This window comes from Paenibacillus sp. PK3_47 (genome assembly GCF_023520895.1).
Lineage (GTDB): Bacteria > Bacillota > Bacilli > Paenibacillales > Paenibacillaceae > Paenibacillus_AQ.
This window is the reverse complement of the sequence record NZ_CP026029.1, coordinates 6,687,412-6,712,955: the sequence shown is the minus strand read 5'-3', so window position 1 is coordinate 6,712,955 and position 25,544 is coordinate 6,687,412. Positions and strand designations below refer to the sequence as shown.

Here is a 25,544-nt window from a genome sequence, read left to right as displayed (position 1 = left end):
AAACAAACATTAAACAAATAAAAACAACACTATTTATATTTTATTTGTTGACAACAAAGATTATTGGGGATACGATGAGGATGTTGATTCCCCTTTGAAAGCGTATGCTTTTTAGAGGAGTACCGGAGCCGGTCAGCTGCGATATACTCAGAGGCCAGCCTGAGGTACCGCAGCAGGATTGAACTGAGCTTACAGAGGCGAGCAATGAAGTACAAGTGAAGCAAGTCCATTTTTTAAAATGCCCGGGAGGCTGGTCAATCAATGAGTACTCATGTCTATTATGTTCCATCTATCAACATTATGGGAAAAGGCTGTCTGAAGGAAATCGGCCCTTACATTCAGGAGCTGAACCTGAAGAAGCCGCTGGTGGTTACCGACAAGTTTCTGATGAAGAGCGGTATTGCCGGCAAGCTGCTCGCTGTATTGGATGAAGCGGGAATTGAGTATGCAGTATATGATGAAGTTAAACCGAACCCGACTTGTAAAAATGTGCATGACGGCGTAGATTTTCTGCAGGCGAACGGTTGTGATTCACTGATTTCCATCGGCGGAGGTTCACCGCAGGATACGGCCAAGGCCATCGGTATCGTTGCCACTAACGGAGGCCATATTGCCGATTACGAAGGTGTCCACAAATCCAAGCACAAATCGCTGCCGATTGTTGCGGTCAACACCACTGCAGGAACCTCAAGTGAAGTTACCATTAACTATGTAATTACGGATGAGGAACGCAAAGTCAAGATGGTCATGGTCGACAAGAACAGCATTGCCGCCATCTCCGTGAATGACCCTGAACTTATGGTCGACAAGCCGGCTGATTTGACCGCGGCGACCGGAATGGACGCACTGACCCATGCGATTGAAGCGCTGGTAACACCAGGGGCTTATCCGGTGACGGATGCGACTGCACTGGCTGCAGTGGAGCTGATTTTTGCCAATCTGGCCCGCACCGTGAAGAACGGTCATGATATTGAAGCACGTGAACAAATGGTCTACGCGATCTTCCTCGGGGGTCTCGCCTTTAACAATGCCGGACTCGGTTATGTACATGCGATGGCGCATCAGCTTGGCGGTGTGTACGATCTGCCGCACGGCGTCTGCAATGCGATGCTGCTCCCTTATGTGGAGGAAGAGAATGCGAAATATGTTCCGGAGAAATTCAGAAGCATTGCCAAAGCAATCGGTCTGCAAGTGGACGGCAAAAGCGACAAGGAATGCGCAGATTTTGTTATTGAATCCATCAAAGCCTTGTCCAAGGAAGTTGGCATTCCGGCCAAATTATCCGAGCTTGGCGTTAATGAAGTGGATCTTGACCTGCTTGCCGAAAATGCCATGAAGGATGCCTGCGCTCCGGGTAATCCGTTCATTCCGACCAAGGAAGAAGTTATTGCCTTGTTCCGCAAGATTCTCTAGAACAACCTGTATATAAGGAGATTCCCTATGAACAATCATATTGCCGTGGATATCGGTGCCTCCAGCGGGCGGCTGGTACTCGGAAGAATACAGCAGGGGACTCTCCTGCTTGAAGAGATTCACCGCTTCAGCAATGCCTTCGCCGAACGTGACGGCAGCTGCTTCTGGGATGTTGACTATTTATTTGATGAAATTATAACAGGCCTGCAAAAGGCCAAAGCCGCCGGTATAACCTCCTGCACACTCGGGATCGATACCTGGGCGGTAGATTATGTGCTCCTGGATGACGCGGGGCAGCGCATCCAGGAGGTGTATGCTTACCGTGACCGGAGAACAGACGGGATGATGGAAGAAGTGGCCAAACGGATTTCTCCTGAAGACGTGTACGCCAAGACAGGCATTCAACAGCTTACCTTTAATACGTTATACCAGCTGTATGCCCATGATTCTTCAGAGCTTGCCCGTGCTGACAAAATTCTGATGGTGCCCGATTATCTCTACTACAGATTAAGCGGCGTTATGATTAACGAGGTTACCAATGCGTCTACAATGCAGCTGCTCAATCTCGACAGCCGTGAATTTGATGAAGACCTGCTACAACTTCTTCAGCTGAAGAGAGAACAGTTCGCAGCCCTGACTGAACCGGGGCAGTCGCTTGGCATGATCAGTGAACCGCTTGTACAGAAGTACAATCTTCCGGAATGTGAGCTGATCTGCGCGGCAACACATGATACTGCTTCTGCTGTACTCGGTGTTCCTGTGGAGAAGGGACGCAGCTCCGCCTACATCAGCAGCGGAACATGGTCGCTGCTGGGCGCAGAGCTTGACCGGCCGATTAATGACCGCAGAGCCATGGAAGCCAATTATACCAATGAATGGGGCGCCTACGGCACTTACCGGTTCCTCAAGAATATTATGGGCCTATGGCTGATCCAGGAGGTCCGCCGACTGGACGGCGGGCGGTACAGCTTCGCCGAGCTGGCGGAAATGGCAGGGGAAGCGGAAGGTTTCCGCAGCCTGATTCCCTGTAATCACCCGCGTTTTCTGAATCCGGATCATATGATTGAAGAGATCCGGGCGGCCTGCAGGGAGAGCGGCCAGCCTGTGCCGGCATCACCCGGTGAGATTGCCCGCTGTATCTTTGACAGCCTGGCGCTGAATTACCGCAGTGAGCTTGAAGAGCTGGAGCAGCTTACTGGGAACGCGGCAGAGGTCCTGCAGATCGTCGGCGGGGGCGCCAATAATGCACTGCTCTGCCAGCTTACGGCAGACATCATTCAGCGGGAAGTGCTTGCCGGACCTACGGAAGCGACGGCACTCGGCAATATTGCCGTCCAGCTGATCCACAGCCGTGAAGTGGCGGATATTCATGAAGCCAGAGAACTCATTGGCACATCCTTCGAAATTAAATCGTACTTGCCGCGTCCGGTGCCGCAGTTGGAAGAGCTGCTGGCACGCTGGAACAGGCTTCATGCTGCTGCGGCAGTCAGCGAGTGAATTTATATAAGTTATTGAACTTATGCATACACAACTTTTAGGAGGTTACATCATGGACCAGAACATCATTAACAGCTATAACGAAGCCAAGAAACTGTATGAAGCACACGGCATCAATGTGGACGAAGTGCTGAAGAAGCTGGCGCAAATCAAAATTTCCCTGCACTGCTGGCAGGGGGACGATGTTCAGGGCTTTTTGTTCAAAGACAAAGAGCTGAGCGGGGGGATTGCCGTAACAGGAAGTTACCCGGGACGTGCCGGTACACCGGATGAACTGCGCCAGGACCTGGAAAAAGCGTTGTCGCTGATTCCCGGCAAACACAAAGTCAATCTGCATGCAATCTATGCTGACACGGATGAGCAGGTCGATCTGGATGAGCTGGAGCCGCGTCACTTTGCGAACTGGGTAGACTGGGCCAAGGAACAGGGGCTGGGGCTGGATTTCAACCCGACCTGCTTCTCCCACCCCAAAGCCGCCGACGGCTTCACCTTGAGCCATGCGGACGAAGAAATCCGCAGCTTCTGGATCAAGCACTGCAAAGCCTCCCGCAAAATCGCCGAATCCTTCGGCCGCGAGCTGGGACAGCCGTGTGTGACCAACTTCTGGGTGCCGGACGGATACAAGGATACGCCAGTTGACCGTTTGGCTCCGCGTGCGCGCCTCCGGGATGCGCTGGATGAAGTATTCAGCGAAGAAATTGATCCGCAGTATAACATTGATGCAGTGGAAAGCAAGCTGTTCGGTATCGGATCGGAAAGCTATGTTGTGGGTTCGCATGAATTCTACATGGGCTACGGCTTAACACGCGGCAAAGCGATCTGCCTGGATGCCGGACATTTCCATCCGACCGAAGTGATCTCGAACAAGCTGTCTTCGATCCTGATGTTCAGCGAGCAGCTGCTGCTTCATGTCAGCAGGCCGGTCCGCTGGGACAGTGACCACGTCGTAACCATGGATGACGAGCTGCTGGAGATCGCCCGTGAGCTGGTCCGCGGAGATCTGCTGCCGCGTACGAACATCGGACTGGATTTCTTCGACGGAAGCATCAATCATGTTGCTGCATGGGTAATCGGAACACGCAACACCATCAAGGCGCTGCTGCGCGCGATGCTGGAGCCGATTGACGAGCTCAAGAAGGTGGAGCTGGAAGGTGATTACACTTCCCGTCTGGCACTGGTGGAAGAGTTCAAATCCTACCCGTTCGGTGCAGTCTGGGATTACTATTGTGCTACACAGAATACCCCGGTACGTGAACAATGGCTGGCTGAAGTGAAAAGCTATGAGCGCGAAGTATTATCTGCAAGAGCATAAACGATCAGAGCGCATAATAAAGGAGAGAATGATATGAGTACATCCGTCATCGAAACCAAGGGATATATCGCAAGCATTGAAGCGCCTTTTATCCAGGAAATGTCCGAAATTACCCATCATATGTGGTCCCTCGGCTGGGATGAGCTGAACGGCGGCAATATCAGCTATCTGCTGGAAGAGGAAGAAGTAGCCAAATATATCAACATCCGTGAACCGCAGCGCACGATTAACCTTACGTTTCCGGTAACCGAGCTTGCCGGCAAATACTTTATTGTAACGGGGTCCGGCAAATATTTCAGAAATGTGATCAAGGATCCGGAAGCGAATCTCGGTGTGCTGCGTGTCAGTGCCAGCGGCGAAAGTGTTGAAGTGCTCTGGGGCCTGCGTAATCACGCAGTACCTACAAGCGAGCTAGCTTCCCATTTCATGAGCCACATCGAGCGCCTGAAGGTAGACCCTTCCCACCGCATCGTTCTCCACACCCATGCTACGAATGTCATTGCCATGACGTTCACCCATGATCTGGATGAGCTGAAGTTTACCAAGACGTTATGGGAAATGTGTACTGAATGCCTCGTTGTATTCCCTGACGGAGTGGGCGTTATTCCCTGGATGGTTCCAGGCAGCAGCGACATCGGCCGCGCTACCGCTGACAAGATGAAGGATTACCGTGTGGTTGTCTGGCCGCAGCACGGGATTTTTGTTACCGGTGCGACTATGGACGCTACCTTTGGCCTGGTTGAAACGATTGAAAAAGCAGCTATCGTCTACAATCTGATCGGCGGCAGAGAAATCAAACAGAAGATTACGGACCAGCAGCTCGCAGATTTGGCAGCCGCATTCCGTGTAACGCCTAAGGCGGGTATTCTGGAATTATAAGATATAATTCTATTCATATTCATACAGGCACAGCCGGACAGCTGCAGGATCACTGCGCTGTCTGTTTTTTTATATCCGGAAAAAGTGCCGGAATTGTGCTGATTCCGTAATTTGCTTTTGTCTTTGATTCCCGTCATAATATACTTACTTTAAGTAATTATATTATTTAATGGAGGTTAGACATGAACACCGACAAGTTGTTTGAACCTTTTCGTTCCGGAGGGCTTTCGCTTCAGAACCGGATCGTCATGGCGCCCATGACCCGGGCTTTTTCACCGGGTGGTGTAGCCGGAGATGATGTGGCGGCATATTACCGCAAACGCGCCGAAGGCGGCGTAGGACTGATAGTTACTGAAGGCACGGCGGTAAATCATCCGGCTGCCGTCAGTCACCCGAATATTCCGAATATTTACGGCGAAGCCGCGCTGGCGGGATGGGCCAAGGTCGTAGAAGAAGTTCATGCAGCAGGCGGCAAAATCGTTCCCCAGCTCTGGCATGTCGGCATGGACCGTTCCATTGGCGACTTGCCGAACGCTGAAGCTTTGCCTGTCGGTCCCTCCGGGCTGGACTTGTCTGGCCGGGAGGTAACTGAGCCGATGACGCGGGAGGAGATCCAGGGGATTGTTTCCGCATTTGCCCGGGCAGCAGCGGATGCCAAGATAATCGGTTTTGACGGCATTGAGCTGCACGGTGCGCATGGCTACCTGATCGATCAGTTTTTCTGGGAAAAAACAAATAAGCGTACCGATGAATACGGCGGTGATCTGGAAGCCCGGACAACCTTTGCCGTAGAAATTATCGATGCCTGCCGCCGTGCAGTGGGTCCTGATTTTCCGATCATACTCCGTTTCTCACAGTGGAAGAGCGGAGACTATGCGGCCAAGCTTGCCGGTACACCGGACGAACTGGCGCGTTTTCTGACACCGCTGAGCAACGCCGGAGTTGATATTTTCCACTGCTCAACACGCCGGTTCTGGCTGCCGGAATTCGAAGGCTCAGAGCTGAACCTTGCAGGCTGGACGAAGAAAATCACCGGCAAACCAACCATTACAGTCGGCTCCGTAGGCTTGAACAGTGAATTTGTAAACGCCGTAACCGAAAAGAATGAAGAGGATAATCTGGAGCGTCTGCTGGAGAAGCTGGAGAACGGGGAATTTGATCTGGTAGCCGTGGGCAGGGCGCTGATCAGTGATCCGGCATGGCCTGCAAAGGTGCAAAGCGGCAGAAGGGACGAGATTATTCCGTTTACTTCCGAAGCAACGAAGACGCTGCTGTAAACATAAACAGCTAATTAGAATTAATAAGGACCTCACCCTGCTTCACAAGGTTTTGGTGTGCAAGATCGAAACTGGAGGCAGAGGGGGTCTTTTTGTTACCCTCAATTCATAAACCCGTGAAAGGAAGAACCTTAATGAGTAAGCGGATAGCGGTTACGGGGTTCGGGATTAAAGTGCCGAATGGAGAGGACAGCAATGATCTTTACAGTCATCTGCTAAGCGGCGATTATCATTTTACGGCAGCAAGAGGCTTCACTCCGGACGGGGAAACTTTAATAATCGGGGAGCTTCAGGGCAGTCTGGGGGCTTTGGAGGACAGGCAGTACAGGGCGCTGCCCAGGGTGTCGAAGCTTGCTATCAGCACAAGCCTAGAAGCGCTGGCGATGGCAAATCTGCACCCAGGAGACAGCACAAACAGGACCGGCGTGTTTTTTGGCACAACAATGGGCGGTACGGGGCCGCTGGAAGAAATGATAGCTTTCTCTGACCGTAATAACTTCAGAGACATGCCTGTCTACTGCTGCGGTCTGGTACATTATCACAGTCTGGCTTCCGCGGTATCCAGCCATTTTCAGCTGGGAGGGATTACAAAAACGGTAACCACCGGCTGCACCGCAGGCCTGGAAGCCCTGGAGGATGCTGTGATGTATCTGCAAAACGGCAGGATTAATACGGCTATTGTCGGGGCTGCAGACAGCAGTAACAATAAAGTGACAGTATACGGGTTCGGCAAAATCAGGGCGCTGCCCTTCAATCAGCAGGCAGAACATTCGGGCTCACCCTTTAATAAAAGAAGCAAGGGTTTTATCCTCTCAGAAGGAGCAGCGACGCTGATCCTGGAGACGGAAGAGCATGCCCTTGGCCGGAAGGCCGTCATTTACGGTTACATAGATGCTGTAGCAAGTAATAATGATGCTGTATCGGTGAATGGCCATGACAGCACAGGAAGCAGTATGAAGCGGGCGGTATCGGAGGTTCTTGGCGGCAGAACGCCGGATTACTACAACAGCCAGGCGTTAGGCTATGCGGCGAACGACGCTGTTGAAGAAATCGTATCCCGGGATATCTTCGGACACAGGGTGCCGATTACCTCAATTAAAGGACTGGTCGGCCATCCGTTCAGCGTAAGCGGGCTGGCGCAGATCATTGCGTCACTGCTTGGATTCCGGCATCAGTTCATACCGAAGACGATCCGGACGGACCGTTACGGATATGAGCATCTGCCGCTGGTAACTGAGAATATATATGCCGCCAGCTCCGGAGTGCTGATTACAAGCCATGGATACGGCGGCAATAATGCCTGTGTGTATTTAACCAAATCCTGAATAGGAATTCACAAGTTCAATCTATACAGATATATTTTAACGCAGATAATCAAATGTTTCTGTCCTGATGCAGCATATCCAGCCTTGACCGCCATTTCTTGGCCTCATGCTTTTGATTGCCCAGCTCGTACAGGCCGGCAATCCGCTCGTAGGCATCATATTCTTCAGGATTAAGCAGCAGTACATATTTCAGAACGGCAATAGCGTCTGCGAAACTTCCCCGGGCTGTCAAATACTCAGCGTGCTGATGGGCCAGTGCAGTCAGCTGAATCTCGATTCGCGTCCGCAGATTCTGATTCCAGTCCTGATGCAGATTCCGGAAAATATCACCGTCTATAATCTGCAGGATAGGCTGGAGCAGCCTGCCTTTCTGTTCCGGATCCTCTTCCTCCTGGGCTGAATTCAAATCCTCCAGCAGCTGGAGCAGATCGCAATCCGCCGGCTGCTGAAGGGTAATCTGCTGGTTGTCGCTGTAGACCAGATTTGTGATCTCGTTGTTCAGCAGCTGCTTCAGGTGGGTCAGACAGACCCGCAGCTGGTTTCTTGCTTTGGCCGGGTCCATATCGCTCCACAGCTCTTCACAGAGACGGTCTCTCGGCACCGCCGGGTTAAGCAGCAGATATATAAGCAGCTCCTTGGCGCTTCTTCTTCCCCAGCCGCTGACAACAGGTTCACCATCCAGGATAACCTGAAAGGTTCTGAGCAGGGTGACCTTCAGCCGGATGGCGGGGGGGTCAGTCTCCTGCCCGATACTCACCATCTTGTAGAAATCAGCATGAAGCTCCAGCAGCAGCGGATCGAGAGGAGCAGGGCGGCTCCGTTCGCTATCAAAAAAGACCCTGATTTGCTTGAAGGTCTCCTCCGGCTGGTCATAAAAAACCATGTTAGACGAATTATAAATGGTCATAAATCTGCAGTTCGGGTTAGCCGATGCAATCAGACTGGACAGATAGGGCGGATACATCGGATCCCGTTCCCCCGTCAGCAGCAGGGTCGGGCCAGGATCCTCCTTGAACAGCTCCATAACTTCATTATGTGCTGATGCAAAGAAATCGACCAGTTCGATGTAAACGTCAAAGGTCACTTTTGAAAAAGCCTCATACAGCCTGCTGACCTCCGGCGAATCCTGCGGATAGAGCGTCACATTAGGAATAACGTGATCGGCCAGCGCACGCATAGACTGGTGGGTCATCAGGCTTTTCCTGTAATCCGCATATTTATAGGCCGTTCCGGTTGAATTGAACAGCGGCAGGGACAATAGAACATTAGTGTCAACCTTGTGCGGATATACTTTCCGGAAATAGAGAGCAATAATGCAGCCTGCACCATGAGAGACGAAGTGGAATTTGTCAATCTTCAGGTGGTTCAGCAGGGAGTGCAGATGTTCGACATAAATCCAGGCTAATCTGCCGGTATCTATTTCACCGGTGCTGCTTAATCCGTGTCCCCTGAAATCATACCGGAGGATGTTGTAGTTCTCCCTCATATAAGGGACAATGAGATCCCAGCTTCGGAGATCAAAACCGTACCCGTGAATAAGCACGAGCGTTTCTGTGTTATGCCGGCTGCTGCGGGCAGGTTCATATTCATAATGCAAATTGATGCTGCCGTTCATAAAAAAAGCCATTTTATGTACTCCTCTACGCTGCCATATTACTTTCATTTTAAGCTATTATAGCGAAATAAGTCGGTTTATTATCATAATATGCGGTATTTTGTAGAAATGTGTAACGATAGTGTAACGCTCCCCTGCTAAATTTAAAAATAGCTATATTTACATATGGGAGCTGATCATAGTTTATGAAGATGTTTTTGTGCATTTGTGTCAGAGAATCCAAGTTCGAAATGGTCTATATGCGGATGTACATCCGCCGGTAGGAGGTAAAGTTCAATTGCTTAACATTCCTGTTCTTAATGTGTATATATGTATATTATGATGTTTTAAATCTCCCGTATAGCGTACGGGGCTGAAATTGTGATACACGGCCTTCCCGGATCAGCCGGGAGGGTCTTTTTGTTTACGGATGGATTGGCCGGAGTCATTTATGCTATAATTTTTTATTAGCAAGATGTAAAATTATCTCTCTAAATTTATTAAGCTTCATATAAAGGACGTGGAACAATGACAACGGGGAATAACTCACCGGACTTAAAATCCGGCAAGGGTGGTTCGAAGGATTACGCCAAGTATTTTGATTTTTCGGATGCCAAGGTAATTAGTGAAGAAGAAGGAAAGACTACCTACAGAATTAAAGGCCGTACGGTCCAGATCAATTCTAATCCTGACTATAAAGAGGGCAAGCGCAGAGGCAAACAGGATATTGAAGTGATCAACTTTGAAAATGATGAAACGCTTGGCATCATGGATGATTTCAGGGAGATGAACCGCCACAAGCAGCATTACTACCATATCGCGACTTACGGCTGCCAAATGAATGAACATGATACAGAGACTATGAAAGGCCTGCTGGAGCAGATGGGCTATCTTGCCGCCGAAGACCGCAGGGAAGCGGATATTATTCTGCTGAACACCTGTGCAATCCGTGAAAATGCCGAAGACAAGGTGTTCGGTGAGCTCGGCCATCTAAAGAACCTGAAGCTGGAGAAACCTGGCCTTTTGCTGGGTGTCTGCGGCTGCATGTCACAGGAGGAGGGCGTAGTCAACCGGATTATGTCCAAATACGGCTTTGTCGACATGATCTTTGGAACACACAACATCCACCGTCTGCCGCAGCTTGTCAAAGAAGCGGTATTCAGCAAAGAGCTGGTAGTTGAGGTCTGGTCCAAGGAAGGCGACATCATCGAGAACCTGCCCAAGAAGCGGGAGGGCATGCGCGCCTGGGTAAACATTATGTACGGCTGCGACAAGTTCTGCACGTACTGCATCGTTCCGTTCACACGGGGCAAGGAGCGCAGCCGCCGTCCGGAGGATGTCATTGCCGAGATGCGGGAGCTGGCCCGTCAGGGCTTCAGGGAAGTCACACTGCTGGGGCAGAACGTGAATGCCTACGGCAAGGATTTTACCGATATCGATTATACGTTCGGGGATCTGATGGACGATATGCGGAAGATTGATATTCCGCGCATCCGCTTCATGACCTCACATCCGCGTGATTTTGATGACCGATTGATTGAGGTGCTCGGCAAAGGCGGCAATCTGGCTGAACACATCCATCTGCCGGTTCAATCGGGCAGCACGGCGGTACTGAAGAAGATGAGCCGCAAATATACCCGTGAAGCTTACCTGGAGCTGGTCCGCAAGATCAAAGCCAGTGTGCCGAATGCGGTGTTAACTACCGATATTATCGTCGGCTTCCCGGGCGAAACCGAGGAGCAATTTGAAGATACCCTGTCGCTGGTGCGGGAAGTAGGATATGATATGGCATATACCTTCATTTATTCTCCGCGTGAGGGGACGCCTGCGGCCGGCATGGAGGATAATGTTCCGGCTGAGGTCAAGAGCGCCCGCCTGCAGCGGCTGAACGATCTGATCAAAGAGCAGAGCCGGATCAGCAATGACCGGATGCTCGGTGAACTGGTTGAGGTGCTGGTAGAAGGCGAGAGCAAGAACAATGCCCAGGTACTCTCAGGCCGTTCCAGCGCCAACAAGCTGGTGCATTTCGAAGGTCCGAAGGAACTGATCGGCACTCTGGTGCAGGTAAGAATTACAGATACGAAGACATGGTACATCAAAGGGGACTACGTGGCAGAAGCTGCGGCTGTCCTGTAATTTAATATAAAGAAACGGGGCGATAAACAGTGAGCCAGGAACAACCGCATTTGAACAAGTACGGCATGCCGACCTACAATACCCGAGATCTGATCGTGCGTGAAGATATTATGGGCAAAGCGAAAGAGCTTGCCTCACTTATTTCGACCAGTGAAGAAGTGCGGCATTTTCAGCAGGCCGAGCTCAAAATCCAGAATCATGAACGGGTACAAGGGCTGATCAGCCAGATCAAGAAGAAGCAGAAGGAGATTGTGGCCTTCGAAAGCTTCGGCAATAAAGATATGGTAGCCAAGATTGAACGCGAAATAGAAGTGCTCCAGGATGAAATCGACGGCATCCCTGTCGTCAATGAATTCCAGCAAAGCCAGAGCGATATCAATTATTTGCTGCAGCTTGTGATTTCCGTGATCAGAGACACCGTTTCGGAAAAAATCAATGTGGAAGCCGGCACGGATTCACCTCCCTCCACATGCGGCGATTGATCTATAAGCTACGTACGGAAAATTAATGCTGCTGCAAAGGATGATCTATATTGAGCGACAATACGGAACAAACCTATAATCCACGAAAGTACCGTACACCGGACGGCGTTCCGGCTGACATTGTAATGTTTACCCTGACCAAACGCGAGCGGAAGACCGTCACCAAGACCCTTCCGCTGCGCGAATTGAAAGTAATGCTGATCCGGCGTAAAAAGTGGCCCTGTGCAGGCATGTGGGCCCTGCCGGGCGGCTTCTGCCAGGAAGATGAATCCATCTATGATGCCGCGACACGCGAGCTGAAGGAAGAGACCGGTGTGGACGGGGGACATCTGGAGTACCTTGGCGTCTACAGTACACCCGGACGTGATCCGCGCGGCTGGATTATCAGCCATGCTTTTTTCGCACTGGTGGAGGAATGGATGCTGGAGCAGAGACAAGCCTCCGATGATGCCGGCGAAGTCGGCCTGTTCACGCTGCAGGAAGCGCTGGAGGAGCTGGAGCTGGCTTTTGACCACCGCGATATTATTAAGGACGCTTACCTGCGGATTCAGCAGCAGATGCTGCAGACGACCATTGCCAGGCAGTTTCTGCCGAACCATTTTACGCTGAGTGAGCTGTACCAGGTAATCCAGACGGTGGTGCCTGAGTTCAAGGAGCCGAATTTCATCCGCAAAATTACGTCAACACGCAGCCGGCAGGGCATTCTGAAGGAAGTCAGGGATGAAGCGGGCAACCCGCTCAGCTCCAACCAGTACTCCCAGCGTCCGGCCCAGCTCTATATGTTCACAGACCACGAGCCATTATTATCGATTTATACCTAAACCAATATTGGAGGCGGTACGATGCGCGCGCTTGTCGTGATAGATTTCACTAATGATTTTATTGACGGTAGTCTGCCGGTAGGTCAGCCTGGTATTGATATTGCACCCCGGGTAAGTCAGTTAACTGAACAATTTGTGAAAAATGGCGATTTTGTCGTCATGGCCGTGGATATGCATGAAGCGGACGATCCTTACCATCCGGAGACGAAGCTGTTTCCGCCGCATAATCTGCGGGGCAGCAAGGGAAGAGAGCTTTACGGAGAGTTAAAGGCGGTCTATGAAGACAACAAGGACGCTATTTACTGGATGGACAAAACGCGGTACAGCGCTTTTAGCGGAACGGATCTGGAACTCAAGCTGCGTGGGCGCGGGATTACCGAGCTGCATCTGATCGGCGTGTGTACGGATATATGTGTGCTGCATACAGCTGTTGATGCATATAACCGGGGATTTGACATCATCATACATGAAGACGCAGTTGCCAGTTTTAACCCGGATGGGCATAAGTGGGCTCTCGGACATTTCCAGGGCAGCATTGGCGCCAGAATCGTCAGCGCGGAAGTATAAAAAGCACAGCATCTGAAGATAAGCTGCAAAGCGGTTAGGAGATGAGAGGATTGAGGAGAGAACTTGCTCTACATACAGATAAATATCAGATCAACATGATGTATGCCCATTGGGTGAACGGCAGCCACAAACGCAAAGCCGTATTCGAGGGCTACTTCCGCAAGCTCCCGTTCGGTAACGGATTTGCCGTGTTCGCAGGTCTGGAGCGGATTGCCAGATACATCAGGGATCTGCGCTTCACAGAAGAGGATATCCGTTACCTGTCGGAGCAGGAAGAGAATTATGCGCCTGCCTTTCTGGAGGAGCTGCTGCAGTTCCATTTCCAGGGGAATATCCATTCCATGAAAGAAGGGGCGCTGGTATTCCCGGACGAGCCGCTGATCCGTGTGGAAGGGACGATCATGGAAGCGCAGCTTGTAGAGACGGCTATCCTGAATTTCATGAACTATCAGACGCTGATCGCCACCAAGGCTTCACGCATCAAGCAGGTGGCGCCTAACGATACGTTGCTGGAGTTTGGTACACGCCGTGCCCAGGAAGCGGATGCTGCTGTATGGGGCGCCCGTGCCGCCTACATCGGCGGATTTCATGCCACCTCCAATATGCTTGCCGGCAGAATGTTCGGCATACCGACGAAGGGAACCCATGCCCATTCCTGGGTGCAGAGCTTTCCAAGCGAACAGGAAGCTTTTGATGCTTATGCCAAAGTAATGCCGGACGGTGTTACCCTGCTGGTGGATACCTTCGATACGCTGCGCAGCGGTGTGCCGCATGCGATCAACACCGCCAAGATGCTGGAGGCTCAGGGCAAGCGCATGAATGCTATCCGGCTCGACAGCGGTGACCTGGCTTACCTGTCCCGGCAGGCCCGCAAAATGCTCGACGAAGCAGGCCTGGATTATGTCAAGATTGTTGCGTCCAATGATCTTGATGAGAATACGATTATGAACCTCAAGTCCCAGGATGCGGCTATCGACACCTGGGGTGTCGGCACCCAGCTGATTACAGCTTCCGACCAGCCCTCCCTTGGCGGAGTATACAAGCTGGTGGAGATCGAGTCGCCTACAGGCGAGATGATCCCGACCATCAAAATCTCCTCCAACCCGGAAAAGGTATCCACACCGGGCAAAAAAGATGTGTTCCGGATTGTCGGAACGAACGGCAAGGCACTGGCTGATTACATCAGCTTCCCGGACGAAGAGAAGCCGCGTAACGGGGCACGCCTGAAGCTGTTCAATCCGCTGCATCCGTATATGAAAAAGCATGTGGACCGTTACGAAGCGCTGCCGATGCTGGAGCCTATCTATATCAATGGCTTCCAGGTGTATAAGCTGCCGGAACTGGATGAGATCCGCCGGTATCATGAAGAGCAGCTCGACCTGTTCTGGCCCGAGTATCTGCGCAAGCTGAACCCTGAGGTCTACCGCGTCAATCTTAGCGAAAAGGTCTGGGATCTGAAGCAGAAGCTGATCACAGAGCATTTGCAGCAGGATCTGGAGCAGGAGTAATAAGGTTATATAGCCGTCCCGGGAGGGGCGGCTTTTTTCTGTTGATTTATTGGTTCAGGTTTTATTGGAATAAAGATTGACATGAATCAACTGGAATAATATATTAAAAATAATCATATATGGATATTTCTCATAGAGTAGTAACTTAAGATATTTGAAGGAGAGTGGGCTATTATGGGTAAGCAAGGCAAGCGTTCGCTCGGCTGGAAAAGCTCTATACTGACAGGCCTGGCATTGCTGCTATTGCCGGCAGGCTCTGTGTTTGCGGCTGTGAACAAACCGTTTCCGCAGCACACGGTGTATACCAGCGGTACAATTAAACCGAATCATGTCACACAGAGCAGTATGGACAATGCGGTGAAGACGAAATGGAATAACTGGAAATCAGCGTACTTGAAGCCGGCGGGTACCGGCAAATACTATGTGAAATATAATTCTGACGGTGAGACGGTCTCGGAAGCCCATGGTTATGGCATGCTGTTCACAGTGCTGATGGCCGGCTATGACAGCAGTGCACAGACCTATTTTGACGGACTCTATAATTATTACACTGCCCATCCAAGCTCGATTAATCCTTATCTGATGTCCTGGAAACAGAACAGCAGCTTTGAAAATGTTGAGGGCCAGGATTCTGCAACGGACGGGGATATGGACATTGCTTATTCGCTTCTGCTGGCACACAAGCAGTGGGGAAGCAGCGGAACCGTTAACTATCTCCAGGCGGCAGGGCGCATTATCAACGCAATTATGGATCATGACATTAATCAGAGCACCTGGACCATCCGGCTGGGGGATTGGGCGAGCAGCGGGTCCTACAATACGGCAACCCGACCGTCTGATTTCATGCTGAATCATTTAAAGGCATTTCAGGCTGCAACCGGTGATACCCGCTGGAAGAATGTCACTGACAAAACGTACACCATTATTAACAGTCTGCATACCGGATACAGTGCGGCTACCGGGCTGCTTCCTGATTTTGTGGTATACTCCGGGGGCGTCTACAAGCCTGCTGCAGCCGGTTTTCTCGAGGATGACAATGACGGGAATTACAATTATAATTCCTGCCGCACACCCTGGAGGATAGCTACCGATTATCTGATTTCAGGAGATAGCCGGGCACTGGCGCAGCTGAACCAGCTGAACAGCTGGATCAAGACCAAGACTTCCAGTACTCCCGGAAATATTAAAGACGGCTACAAGCTTAATGGAACGACGTTTGGAAGCTATAACAGCGGGGCGTTTTATGCGCCCTTCGGCGTAAGTGCAATGACTTCTTCTGTGAACCAGAGCTGGCTGAACGCGGTATGGAGCCATACGGCAGGCAGTGCAGCTGAAGATTACTATGAGGATAGCATCAAGCTATTTTCGATGATTGTGATGTCCGGTAACTGGTGGACGTACGCTTAACACAACAACACCTCAAAAGAGCCGCCCGTTACGGGCAGGCTCTTTTGGTTGCGGTTAAACGTAATTTAAGCCTGCTGCCCTTTGGCATAGTCCAGCCCCAGCTGATGAGCCTTCTGTAGCAGCATCTCATAATGTTCCGCAGGAGAATCAAGTGTTTCGTACAAGAACTCAACCTTGGAATCCGTAACTCCGCAGTAATCCGCAATTCCAACATTAAACAGGTGAGAAATCATGGTATCATAGTTACGTTTTTTCATCTGTTCTTCGGAAACGCCCGCCAGACCGATCCACAGGACATGCTGATGGGGGAGCTTGTTCGAACCGTACGCAAAACCGTTGTTCCATACACGGTCAATATAACCTTTCAGCATGGCCGGCACATTCCACCACCAAACCGGAAAAACAAAGGCTAGCGCGTCATGCTCCTTCATTCGTCTTATTTCCGTTTCCACTTCGGGGGAAAAGGACTGCTCTGCAGCCGACATGTCAGGCTCATCTGCCTCTCTAAGGACAGGATCAAAGCCAATTCCGTGAAGATCCAAAATTTCATAATCATGGCCCGCTCCGGCAAGACCTTGTACAAAATGTTCAGCAGCCTTAAAGGTCAGCGAATCTTTTCTGGGATGCGATACAACAACTAAAATTTTCATAAGTATAGGCTCACTACCTTTCTAAACAGCTCTATTGTAGCCATGACCCGTGGCTGATGCTATTATAAACAGTACCAAAATATTCTGAAAGTAGGCACTTTCAAGTGCTGTAGGCTAATTTGTATCCTTAGGAACATGGGCCACCGCGAGTGCCAACGGCCCCAGTGTACTCGAAAAACCGAGTACAATGGGCCACCGCGAGTGCCAGCGGCCCCAATGTACTCGAAAAACCGAGTGCAATGGGCCTCCGCGAGTACCAGCGGCCCCAATGTACTCGAAAAACCGAGTACAATGGGCCACCGCGAGTGCCAGCGGCCCCAATGTACTCGAAAAACCGAGTACAACGGGCCACCGCGAGTGCCAGCGGCCCCAATGTACTCGAAAATCCGAGTACAATGGGCCTCCGCGAGTACCAGCGGCCCCAATGTACTCGAAAAACCGAGTACAATGGGCCACCAACGAGTGCCAGCGGCCCCCATGTACTCGAAAAAACGAGTACAATGGGCCACCGCGAGTGCCAGCGGCCCCCATGTACTCGAAAAACCGAGTACAATGGGCCACCGAGAGTGCCAGCGGCCCCAATGTACTCGAAAATCCGAGTACAATGGGCCACCGTGAATACCAGCGGCCCCCATGTACTCGAAAAACCGAGTACAATGGGCCACCGCGAGTGCCAGCGGCTCCAATGTACTCGAAAAACCGAGTACAATGGGCCACCACGAGTGCCAGCGGCCTCAATGTACTCGAAAAACCGAGTACAATGGGCCACCGCGAGTGCCAACGGCCCCAATGTACTCGAAAAACCGAGTACAATGGGCCATCACGAGTGCCAGCAGCCCCAATGTACTCGAAAACCGAGTACATTGGTCCACCGCGAGTGCCAGCGGCCTCAATATACTCGAAAAAACGAGTACAATGGGCCACCGCGAGTGCCAGCAGCCCCAATATACTCGAAAAACCGAGTACAATGGGCCACCGCGAGTGTCAGCGGCCCCAATGTACTCGAAAATCCGAGTGCAATGGGCCACCGCGAGTGCAGCGTGAAGTTCCCCGGTTAACTATCCCGGAAACCGGCCTGAATAACGGCAGAAGTGAAACGGAGGAACAGGTAATGACTGAAGAACGGCAGAATAGCGGACAAAAACAGTATAAGGTTGGAGTAGAAGCAGCGTTAGAAGTAATGGGCGGGAAATGGAAGCCTTTAATCATCTATCATTTAATGACAGGACGCAAACGGACGTCTGAGCTTAGGCGCTTAATACCGGGTATCACCCAGAAAATGCTGACCACCCAATTGAGAAGTCTGGAAAAGGATGAAATTGTTGAACGAAAGGCTTATACAGAAATTCCCCCTAGGGTGGAGTACGGATTAACTTCCTACGGCTGGGGGTTAAAGCCCGCACTGGACCTGTTATGCTACTGGGGTGAGGATCACCTGGACAAGGTTTATGGCGACAAATTTAAGGTGCTGGAAGAGTTTTAGCGTAACAGGCCCCGGGAGGATTCCCGGGGTTGTTTTTGTGTGGCCGGCCATTCTTGTAAGCGCTTAGTCCGTAGGATTTGAGAAACTGTATGCAGACGCCCAACTGTGATTTTTATCATGATTTCTGTGATAAATTTAACATCTTAATTTTTAATTTTACTGCTAAATTAAAGTTGACATTGAATCCACATGTACCTTGGGAAAACACAGGATTACACACAATTTTCACATATTGCAGCTTTTATGGCAGATTATCTTCTATCAGGTTAACACCGCACTGTCGCGTATAAAGAGATCAATGAAATTCCATAAATAATTGTGATTCCCAAAGCGTGGAAAATGCAAGATATGTCACTTCGCGACTTGCAAAATCAAGTTACAATCGTTGAAAAAGTCAAAAGGATGTTATTCTACTTGACACTCAGGAAGGGGTTATGTCGGTGATACAATTACCGAAAGTCAACAGTCTCGGCTTTTTTGAGATTCGCCTGGAATCCATTGGAGGCCTGGGGGCGAATCTGGCCGGTAAAATGCTTGCGGAAGCAGGCGTGGTCGGCGCTGGCCTGAATGGCGTCAGCTTTTCGTCTTACGGCTCTGAGAAAAAGGGCTCCCCGGTCAAGGCGCATATCCGGTTCTGCGATCTGAATACGCATATCCGGGATACCTCGCCGGTCGAACGCCCCCATGTTGTTGGCGTGTTCCATGAAGCGCTGGCAAAAACCGTCAATGTAATCAGCGGAATCAGTGAAGACAGCACCGTTCTTGTGAACTCGGCCAGGACGCCGGAAGAACTCAAAGAACTGCTGAAGATGAAAGCAGGAACAATTGCCGTAATTGATGCTACCAGCATTGCGCTCAAGGAGAAGAACCGGGTAAATATGGCCATGCTTGGCGCGCTGTTCCGGCTATGCCCATTCCTCGATACCGAAACCATGAAAGGCGTCATCGAGAAATCCCTGGGCAAAAAATACCCGCAGGCTGTACAATCCGCCATCACCACCTTCGAGCGCGGCTACAATGAAGTGAAATTTCTGCATTTCGAGCTTGCTGAAGGCGACAGCATGCCGGAATATGTCCGTTCGGATATCTCGGCACTGGGCTATGAGACCCAGCCGATGGGCGGTGCCATCACCAATCCGGGCAACAGCTTCCTGAAGAATCTGAGCATTTCCCGTTCCGGAATGGTTCCGGCTTTTGAGATTGAATCCTGCATCAACTGTGCACAGTGCGATACCGTGTGTCCTGATCAGTGCTTTGTCTGGGAGGAGCGGCTGGACCGCAAAGGCCGTTCACAGATGTTCCTGCTCGGTATCGATTACCAGTACTGTAAAGGCTGCCTGAAATGTGTCGGTGCCTGCCCTACCTCAGCATTGTCTTTTCAGCGTGAAAGTGAAGGGTATGCAGACAGCCATACCGTACATCACAAGTTTGATCTGGTATCCCAGCTATAATCTCAGGAAGAAAGGTGGAATGAACAGTGGCTATCGATTATGAAAAAGAAGTAGGCTCCGCCAAGGTGGAGCAGAAATTTCTATATGAATCAGGTAACGAAATGGCGGCCTATGCCGCCCACCAGATCAACTATCATGTAATGGGTTATTTCCCGATTTCGCCTTCAACGGAGGTTGCCCAGTTCCTCGATACCATGAAAGCAAGCGGACAGCATGATATCATGCTGATTCCTTCAGACGGCGAGCACAGCTCTGCAGGGATTTGCTACGGCGCCTCCACTGCAGGCGGACGTGTATTTAACGCTACCAGCGCCCAAGGCTATATGTTCATGCTGGAGCAGCTGCCTGTACAAGCAGGTACGCGGATGCCTATGGTCATGAATTTGGTCTGCCGTTCAATCTCGGGTCCGCTGAACATTCACGGGGACCATTCGGATCTGTACTTTGCCCTGAATACAGGCTGGCCGATCCTGATGTGCCGTGATCCGCAGTCCGTCTATGACATGAACCTGATGGCGCTGAAGCTGGCTGAGCATGCCAAGGTGCGCCTTCCGGTCATGGTTGCCTCCGACGGCTATTTTACATCCCACCAGAAGCGCCGGGTGCAGGCTTTTGCCCACCGCGAAGATGTACACAAGTTTGTAGGCGAACAGCCGCCTGCCGGCTTCACCGATACGCTTGACCGCAACAATCCGGTTACTGTAGGTCCATACATGAACGAGCCGGACTATATCAACAACCGCTATCAGCAGTCCGTGGCAATGTACAATGCCGGTGAAGTTTTTGAAGAGATCGCCCAGGAATTTGCCGAACTGACCGGACGTCACTACAAGATGATCGAAGAGTACCGGATGGAGGATGCAGAAGTAGCTGTATTCCTGATGAATTCTGCTTCCGAAATTATCAAGGATGTTGTTGACCAGCTCCGTCTGCAGGGGATCAAAGCCGGTGCCATCTCACCGAACATGATCCGTCCTTTCCCGCAGAAGCAGATTGCTGAAGCATTGAAGAACGTGAAGGCCATCACCGTCGGTGACCGTGCGGATTCCGTAGGCGGACATGGCGGCAATATGGTCAATGAAATCAAGGCAGCGCTGTTCACTTACGGCAACACAACAACCAAGGTCATCAGCCGGATATACGGCCTCGGCGGCAAGGATTTCTTTGCTGAGGACGGACATCATTTCTTCCAGCTGGCGATGGATGCTGTAGCGGCCGACCGTGTAGAGGTTCCGTTTGATTACTATGGCCATAACCCCGGCTTGCCTGATAAAGCGCCGCAGCGCCTGCTCAAGCCAATGGATTTTGATTCCCTCAAGACCGGGCTGATCACCGTGAAGCAGGATGAAGAGACCGGAAAGCTGAGCGTAAGGGTACCGCCGGTCCGCAGTCTGATGAAGAAGCCTAGACGCCTGTCTCCGGGTCATGGCGCCTGTCCGGGCTGTGGTATTTTCTCGGGACTTGAGCTGTTCTTCAAAGGTATAGAGGGGGATATCGTAGCGCTGTATCACACGGGATGTGCGATGGTTACAACGACCGGTTATCCGTATTCGTCACATAAATCAACCTTTATCCATAACCTCTTCCAGAACGGGGCAGCTACCTTATCCGGCGTCGTAGAGATGTTCTGGGAACGCAAACGCCGCGGCGAGCTTGACGGACTGGGGCTGAAGGAAGACTTTACGTTCGTTATGGTTACCGGTGACGGCGGGATGGATATCGGTATGGGTCCGGCCATCGGCGCGGCACTCCGCGGACACAAAATGATTATCGTAGAGTATGATAATGAGGGCTACATGAACACAGGTGCACAGCAGTCGTATTCCACACCGCTGGGACACCGTACTTCCACTTCGAGCATCGGCAAGACCCAGCAGGGTAAAGTGACACAGCATAAGGATACCGCCCAGATCATGGCAGCAACCAACATTCCTTATGTCTTCACCGGCTGTGAGGCCTACCCGCAGGATCTGCTCAAAAAAGCAGCCAAAGCCCAGTGGTATGCGCAAAATGAAGGCCTGGTATACGGTAAAATCCTGATCGCCTGTCCGTTGAACTGGATGAGTGAAGATAAGGACGGCACTGACATTGTGTCGCTGGCCGTAGAATCCTGCTTCTTCCCGCTCTATGAGGTGGAGCAAGGCACGACTACAATTACGTATAATCCGGAAGACAAGGACAAACGTGTTGAAGTCTCCGCCTGGCTGAAGACGATGGGCAAAACCCGCCATCTGCTGAAGCCGGAGAACGAGGCGGCACTGCGCAGCTTTGAGAGCGAAGTACAGCGCCGCTGGAGCCGCCTCAAAGCCAAACATGAGCATCCTGATTTGTAAGTTTTATTAAGCTAGCTGCAATCATTTATCCTGGATAGAACCCGGCAGAGCGCTCTGCCGGGTTCTTCTGTATGCCTGACTCCCACTTCTTCATCCCCTGGTTGATTCACAGGACGCTGCCGCATTATGATAGTTACGATATGGAATTATTCTCTTGAGTGAGTAATAAAAGTTGAAAAGAGGTGGCGTATGCCAAAGGTAAAACGCTGGCAAGAGGGAACATGGACTCATGAGCCGCAATCCTGCACAGTTCAGGGAGATTCCCTGGTCGTTGAGGCAGTAGAAGGAAGCGACTACTGGCAGCAGACCATGTACGGATTTCAGCATGATAACGGTCATGCACTGCTTGCTCCCTGGGCGGCGGAGGAAGGTATTGAAGTCAGCTTTTCACTGGACGGCTTTACAGAGCTGTACGATCAGGCGGGAATGATGCTGTGGCATTCCGAAACAGAGTGGATCAAGGCAGGGATTGAGCTGAATGACGGCGTGCCCCATATCGGTGCGGTAGTGACGGACAAGTATTCGGACTGGTCTTTGTCGCCTGTTCCGGAATGGGCAGGGGAGGTCGTTACCATCCGGGCATCGCGGATGAAAGACGCAGTGATTTTGAGGGCAAGAACCGAATCTCATCCCTGGCGGACGATCCGGGTTGCCCGTTTTCCTTATAGAGAGAATGTACAGGCCGGCCCCCTGGTTTGTGCGCCTACAAGGGCTGGGTTTACGGTTGTTTTTACACGCTGGATTGGGACTGAGCCTGACCTTGACGTGCATACTGACCCTCCGCTGCTGTAACGTGAGGGTGTCTTCAGCTTCGACCTGCATACTTTTATAACTTTCAGCCATCCTATGAATAATTGCATTCCATTGGATGAACTGAAAGGAGTGTAGCAGATGACACGTTATTTAACAGGAATACTAGTGGCCGCGCTGCTTACGGTAACCTTAACCGCTGGAACAGGGCTGCCGCGGCAAGAGAAGGTAGGGAATCTCGCCTACACCTCCATGCACAAGGAGAAGAGTAAATTATCCGACAAAGTAAAGTCGCTGTTTAACGGTATTCTGGGGCATATGGGCAGCCATTCCCACTAATAACGCAGAATAGCCCCCTGTGCTCCTCTTTCCTGCGCCCTTTGCAGGTTAGGGGATATAGGGGGCTATTTGCTGTTTTCTTATCACAGATCAGGACCGCTTGTAAATTTCGCGCATGACATGACGCAGCTCGGGAACAATCAAACGGCTCATGGCAAGCCTAATCGCCCCGGTAGAGCCTGGCATGGAGAATATGGCGGTATTGCCTATAGTACCGGCTATAGCACGGCTGAGAATAGCAGCCGAACCGATATCCTCAGTGTAGCTGAGATAACGGAAAATCTCTCCGAAGCCAGGCATGGACTTGTCGAGCAGGGAGGCTACGGCTTCATAAGTCGTGTCCCGGGGTGCGATACCTGTACCGCCGGTCAGCAGTATGGCTTCTATACCGGAATCTACGGAGCTTTTATAGACCAGCTCGCGGATATCCTCATAATCGTCCTTGACGATCGTACGCCCGCTGACCACATAGCCGGCTTCTTCCAGCATGGAGATAATCAGTGCACCTCCGGTGTCAGTCTCCATGGTTCGGGTGTCGGATACAGTGATTACATGACAAGCCACGGTTTGCGGCGCTTCACTGCGGTGTTCATCAACGGATGACATCGGCATGGCTCCTTTTTATCAATGGTAAGGTAACAATTTCCTCTCCTCATGATAGGTGAAGGGCGGGACAAACACAAGCCAGACCTCCCTGCAGCGGCGTTTGGCTAACGCCGGTTAAGCTGCCTTGCATGGGTTGCCCACTTGTAGTACACTCGCTACCATAACCGTTCAACATAGGAGAGATGAAACTTGGAACAGTCATTACCGGTTTACATATTATCAGGATTTCTGGGCAGCGGTAAAACCACTTTGCTGCAGCATCTGCTGGACTACTGGAAAGGGCAGAACCTTAGACCTGCGGTAGTCATGAATGAGCTTGGCGAGGTTAATCTCGACGGTCTGCTTGTAGAGCAATCTGTGCCTATGGCGGAAATGCTGGGCGGATGCATCTGCTGCACCAGCCGCGGGGATCTCAGCACGGAGCTGATGACGCTGGTGAAGCAGGAATCGCCGGATGTTGTAGTGATTGAAGCTACCGGAGCGGCTAATCCGCTGGAAATTGTGGATGCGGTCACCGAGACTTCCCTCTACCAGCAGATTGAGCTGAAAGGGCTGATCACCGTTGTGGATGCGGCTCATCTTCTGGAGCTGTACCGTTCCCAGCAGGGTGCCACCTACAGGCTGATGCAGGAACAGATCCGCTGCGCTTCCGTGCTCATTCTGAACAAGACCGACCGGGTTACCGAAGCGGAAACAGAAGAAATTACGGCCGTGCTGCGCAAATGGAACGCTTATGCAGAGATAAGACCGGCTGTACGCTGTGAGCTGGATCCCCGGGAGCTGCTTGGCAGTATGGGAACGGTGTACTCTGATTCTCTGGAAGCAGATCATGAAGTGATTCCGGAGGTAGCTGCCGCTGAGGGAAGTGATGGAGCCGGTCAAACCGGGAATATGCATCATACACATGATCATGTAATGGCGTATACCCACTATTTTAAGCGGGCCGTGAACAGTGAGGAGTTTGAGCAGTTTGTCCGGGAGCTGCCGAGGGATGTATACAGGGCTAAAGGAATCGTCACCTTTAACGATACTACCGGCCGTTTTCTGTTTCAATATGCCTACAGGGAAGCTGATTTTATGAAAATTAACCCTCAGGGAGAGGTGCCTGATGTGGCGGTATTTATCGGTGAACACTTCTCGTCCGGCGAGCTTCGCGACCGTCTTTTGCAGCTGGAAAAGCGGCTGTACAGCCGACCCGGCTCAGTGAAAAGAAGTCTATAACCAGAATTCCCCTATCAGCGGCATTGGTTCGTTCCTTTTCTTGCAGGTTAATACATAGGCATACCCTATAAAAATTGCAGGAGGTTTTAGGCTATGACCCGAATTCAATATCAGGAGTGCATCGACGCTTGTATTAAAGCAATGAACGCCTGTAACTATAGTTATGTCTCGAGCCTGAAAGAATATGATTTGGCATCACTGCGGGAGAGCATCCGGCTGGACCGGGAATGCGCAGATATCTGTTCTTTCGCCGTCCAGGCAATGACACGTCAAAGTCCGTTTGTCGTTGAAATTCTCCGCCTGTGTGCTGAGATTTGTGAACGCTGTGCAGAAGAGAGCAGCCGCCATGAGCTCACGCACTGCCACGAATGTATTGAGGCCTGCCGCGGTGCTGCTATGGCCTGCCGTCTGATCAGCGGTGCTGTGGAGGTATACGCGTAACTGTAACAATAACTGTTAACCAGTTATACATAACCAGACCGCCGCAGTGAAT

The 25,544-nt window shown here is 51.2% G+C and carries 22 protein-coding genes; 19 read left to right on the top strand and 3 right to left on the bottom strand.

From position 1 onward, the window contains the following. Window positions 1-261 precede the first annotated feature (261 nt). From C2I18_RS29170 to C2I18_RS29145, 6 genes are all read left to right on the top strand, one after another. Entirely contained in the window at window positions 262-1,413 is a 1,152-nt protein-coding gene (locus C2I18_RS29170) for an iron-containing alcohol dehydrogenase (RefSeq protein ID WP_249899178.1), read from the top strand. A 27-nt stretch (window positions 1,414-1,440) separates the two neighbouring features. Next, the gene (gene rhaB / locus C2I18_RS29165) at window positions 1,441-2,910 is read left to right on the top strand and encodes a rhamnulokinase (protein WP_249899177.1); all 1,470 of its coding nucleotides are present in this window, start codon (window positions 1,441-1,443) and stop codon (window positions 2,908-2,910) included. A 52-nt stretch (window positions 2,911-2,962) separates the two neighbouring features. Further along, window positions 2,963-4,222: an L-rhamnose isomerase gene (rhaA, locus tag C2I18_RS29160; RefSeq protein WP_249899176.1), complete on the top strand. Its 1,260-nt coding sequence runs from the start codon at window positions 2,963-2,965 to the stop codon at window positions 4,220-4,222. Window positions 4,223-4,255: 33 nt separating this feature from the next. Next, a complete protein-coding gene (rhaD, locus tag C2I18_RS29155; RefSeq protein WP_249899175.1) occupies window positions 4,256-5,101 on the top strand; it encodes a rhamnulose-1-phosphate aldolase in 846 nt (281 codons plus the stop codon). A 182-nt stretch (window positions 5,102-5,283) separates the two neighbouring features. Further along, window positions 5,284-6,378 carry an NADH:flavin oxidoreductase gene (locus C2I18_RS29150; RefSeq protein WP_249899174.1) on the top strand — a complete coding sequence of 365 codons (1,095 nt, stop codon included), beginning with the start codon at window positions 5,284-5,286 and terminating at the stop codon, window positions 6,376-6,378. A 134-nt stretch (window positions 6,379-6,512) separates the two neighbouring features. Further along, the gene (locus tag C2I18_RS29145) at window positions 6,513-7,703 is read left to right on the top strand and encodes a beta-ketoacyl synthase N-terminal-like domain-containing protein (RefSeq protein WP_249899173.1); all 1,191 of its coding nucleotides are present in this window, start codon (window positions 6,513-6,515) and stop codon (window positions 7,701-7,703) included. Between the two features lie 49 nt (window positions 7,704-7,752). On the opposite strand, the gene C2I18_RS29140 is transcribed toward C2I18_RS29145, so the two are convergent. Beyond that, window positions 7,753-9,330: an alpha/beta hydrolase gene (locus C2I18_RS29140; RefSeq protein WP_249899172.1), complete on the bottom strand. Its 1,578-nt coding sequence runs from the start codon at window positions 9,328-9,330 to the stop codon at window positions 7,753-7,755. A 495-nt stretch (window positions 9,331-9,825) separates the two neighbouring features. On the opposite strand from C2I18_RS29140, the gene miaB reads away from it, so the two are divergent. The 6 genes from miaB (at window position 9,826) to C2I18_RS29110 (ending at window position 16,218) form a co-directional block, all read left to right on the top strand. Then, window positions 9,826-11,433: a tRNA (N6-isopentenyl adenosine(37)-C2)-methylthiotransferase MiaB gene (gene miaB / locus C2I18_RS29135; RefSeq protein ID WP_249899171.1), complete on the top strand. Its 1,608-nt coding sequence runs from the start codon at window positions 9,826-9,828 to the stop codon at window positions 11,431-11,433. A gap of 65 nt (window positions 11,434-11,498) precedes the next feature. Continuing rightward, a complete protein-coding gene (locus C2I18_RS29130; protein WP_249902291.1) occupies window positions 11,499-11,915 on the top strand; it encodes a YlbF/YmcA family competence regulator in 417 nt (138 codons plus the stop codon). A 50-nt stretch (window positions 11,916-11,965) separates the two neighbouring features. Further along, window positions 11,966-12,736 carry an NUDIX domain-containing protein gene (locus tag C2I18_RS29125; protein WP_249899170.1) on the top strand — a complete coding sequence of 257 codons (771 nt, stop codon included), beginning with the start codon at window positions 11,966-11,968 and terminating at the stop codon, window positions 12,734-12,736. A 21-nt stretch (window positions 12,737-12,757) separates the two neighbouring features. Next, the gene (locus C2I18_RS29120) at window positions 12,758-13,303 is read left to right on the top strand and encodes a cysteine hydrolase family protein (protein WP_249899169.1); all 546 of its coding nucleotides are present in this window, start codon (window positions 12,758-12,760) and stop codon (window positions 13,301-13,303) included. Window positions 13,304-13,398: 95 nt separating this feature from the next. After that, window positions 13,399-14,811 (top strand): nicotinate phosphoribosyltransferase, encoded by a 1,413-nt coding sequence (locus C2I18_RS29115; RefSeq protein WP_249902290.1) that lies wholly within the window; start codon window positions 13,399-13,401, stop codon window positions 14,809-14,811. 174 nt (window positions 14,812-14,985) lie between these two features. Then, window positions 14,986-16,218: a family 8 glycosyl hydrolase gene (locus C2I18_RS29110; RefSeq protein WP_249899168.1), complete on the top strand. Its 1,233-nt coding sequence runs from the start codon at window positions 14,986-14,988 to the stop codon at window positions 16,216-16,218. A 65-nt stretch (window positions 16,219-16,283) separates the two neighbouring features. Here C2I18_RS29110 and C2I18_RS29105 read toward each other — a convergent pair whose 3' ends face one another. After that, the gene (locus C2I18_RS29105; protein WP_249899167.1) at window positions 16,284-16,868 is read right to left on the bottom strand and encodes an NAD(P)H oxidoreductase; all 585 of its coding nucleotides are present in this window, start codon (window positions 16,866-16,868) and stop codon (window positions 16,284-16,286) included. Window positions 16,869-17,979: 1,111 nt separating this feature from the next. Here C2I18_RS29105 and C2I18_RS29100 point away from each other — a divergent pair. The 5 genes from C2I18_RS29100 to C2I18_RS29080 all read left to right on the top strand — a co-directional run bounded on the left by C2I18_RS29100 (window position 17,980) and on the right by C2I18_RS29080 (window position 23,224). Further along, a complete protein-coding gene (locus C2I18_RS29100; RefSeq protein ID WP_249899166.1) occupies window positions 17,980-18,351 on the top strand; it encodes a winged helix-turn-helix transcriptional regulator in 372 nt (123 codons plus the stop codon). A gap of 440 nt (window positions 18,352-18,791) precedes the next feature. Continuing rightward, window positions 18,792-19,802, top strand: coding sequence for a 2-oxoacid:acceptor oxidoreductase family protein (locus C2I18_RS29095; RefSeq protein ID WP_249899165.1), 1,011 nt, complete (start codon window positions 18,792-18,794; stop codon window positions 19,800-19,802). Between the two features lie 26 nt (window positions 19,803-19,828). Further along, window positions 19,829-22,135, top strand: coding sequence for a thiamine pyrophosphate-dependent enzyme (locus tag C2I18_RS29090; RefSeq protein WP_249899164.1), 2,307 nt, complete (start codon window positions 19,829-19,831; stop codon window positions 22,133-22,135). 189 nt (window positions 22,136-22,324) lie between these two features. Further along, a complete protein-coding gene (locus C2I18_RS29085) occupies window positions 22,325-22,927 on the top strand; it encodes a DUF1349 domain-containing protein (protein WP_249899163.1) in 603 nt (200 codons plus the stop codon). A gap of 99 nt (window positions 22,928-23,026) precedes the next feature. Continuing rightward, a complete protein-coding gene (locus C2I18_RS29080) occupies window positions 23,027-23,224 on the top strand; it encodes a hypothetical protein (protein WP_249899162.1) in 198 nt (65 codons plus the stop codon). Between the two features lie 90 nt (window positions 23,225-23,314). Here C2I18_RS29080 and C2I18_RS29075 read toward each other — a convergent pair whose 3' ends face one another. Beyond that, window positions 23,315-23,836 (bottom strand): MogA/MoaB family molybdenum cofactor biosynthesis protein, encoded by a 522-nt coding sequence (locus C2I18_RS29075; RefSeq protein ID WP_249899161.1) that lies wholly within the window; start codon window positions 23,834-23,836, stop codon window positions 23,315-23,317. 183 nt (window positions 23,837-24,019) lie between these two features. On the opposite strand from C2I18_RS29075, the gene C2I18_RS29070 reads away from it, so the two are divergent. Together C2I18_RS29070 and C2I18_RS29065 are read left to right on the top strand one after the other, a co-directional pair. Further along, window positions 24,020-25,051, top strand: coding sequence for a CobW family GTP-binding protein (locus C2I18_RS29070; protein WP_249899160.1), 1,032 nt, complete (start codon window positions 24,020-24,022; stop codon window positions 25,049-25,051). 93 nt (window positions 25,052-25,144) lie between these two features. Next, on the top strand, window positions 25,145-25,492 hold the full coding sequence (locus tag C2I18_RS29065) for a four-helix bundle copper-binding protein (protein ID WP_249899159.1): 348 nt from the start codon (window positions 25,145-25,147) through the stop codon (window positions 25,490-25,492). The last annotated feature ends 52 nt before the right edge of the window (window positions 25,493-25,544 follow it).

Excerpts from the sequence above, each read along its gene's own strand:
- C2I18_RS29170 (WP_249899178.1), top strand. The coding sequence starts at position 262 with ATGAGTACTCATGTCTATTATGTTCCATCTATCAACATTATGGGAAAA.
- rhaB (WP_249899177.1), top strand. The coding sequence starts at position 1,441 with ATGAACAATCATATTGCCGTGGATATCGGTGCCTCCAGCGGGCGGCTG.
- rhaA (WP_249899176.1), top strand. The coding sequence starts at position 2,963 with ATGGACCAGAACATCATTAACAGCTATAACGAAGCCAAGAAACTGTAT.
- rhaD (WP_249899175.1), top strand. The coding sequence starts at position 4,256 with ATGAGTACATCCGTCATCGAAACCAAGGGATATATCGCAAGCATTGAA.
- C2I18_RS29150 (WP_249899174.1), top strand. The coding sequence starts at position 5,284 with ATGAACACCGACAAGTTGTTTGAACCTTTTCGTTCCGGAGGGCTTTCG.
- C2I18_RS29145 (WP_249899173.1), top strand. The coding sequence starts at position 6,513 with ATGAGTAAGCGGATAGCGGTTACGGGGTTCGGGATTAAAGTGCCGAAT.
- C2I18_RS29140 (WP_249899172.1), bottom strand. The coding sequence starts at position 9,330 with ATGGCTTTTTTTATGAACGGCAGCATCAATTTGCATTATGAATATGAA.
- miaB (WP_249899171.1), top strand. The coding sequence starts at position 9,826 with ATGACAACGGGGAATAACTCACCGGACTTAAAATCCGGCAAGGGTGGT.
- C2I18_RS29130 (WP_249902291.1), top strand. The coding sequence starts at position 11,499 with ATGCCGACCTACAATACCCGAGATCTGATCGTGCGTGAAGATATTATG.
- C2I18_RS29120 (WP_249899169.1), top strand. The coding sequence starts at position 12,758 with ATGCGCGCGCTTGTCGTGATAGATTTCACTAATGATTTTATTGACGGT.
- C2I18_RS29115 (WP_249902290.1), top strand. The coding sequence starts at position 13,399 with ATGATGTATGCCCATTGGGTGAACGGCAGCCACAAACGCAAAGCCGTA.
- C2I18_RS29110 (WP_249899168.1), top strand. The coding sequence starts at position 14,986 with ATGGGTAAGCAAGGCAAGCGTTCGCTCGGCTGGAAAAGCTCTATACTG.
- C2I18_RS29105 (WP_249899167.1), bottom strand. The coding sequence starts at position 16,868 with ATGAAAATTTTAGTTGTTGTATCGCATCCCAGAAAAGATTCGCTGACC.
- C2I18_RS29100 (WP_249899166.1), top strand. The coding sequence starts at position 17,980 with ATGACTGAAGAACGGCAGAATAGCGGACAAAAACAGTATAAGGTTGGA.
- C2I18_RS29085 (WP_249899163.1), top strand. The coding sequence starts at position 22,325 with ATGCCAAAGGTAAAACGCTGGCAAGAGGGAACATGGACTCATGAGCCG.
- C2I18_RS29080 (WP_249899162.1), top strand. The coding sequence starts at position 23,027 with ATGACACGTTATTTAACAGGAATACTAGTGGCCGCGCTGCTTACGGTA.
- C2I18_RS29075 (WP_249899161.1), bottom strand. The coding sequence starts at position 23,836 with ATGCCGATGTCATCCGTTGATGAACACCGCAGTGAAGCGCCGCAAACC.
- C2I18_RS29065 (WP_249899159.1), top strand. The coding sequence starts at position 25,145 with ATGACCCGAATTCAATATCAGGAGTGCATCGACGCTTGTATTAAAGCA.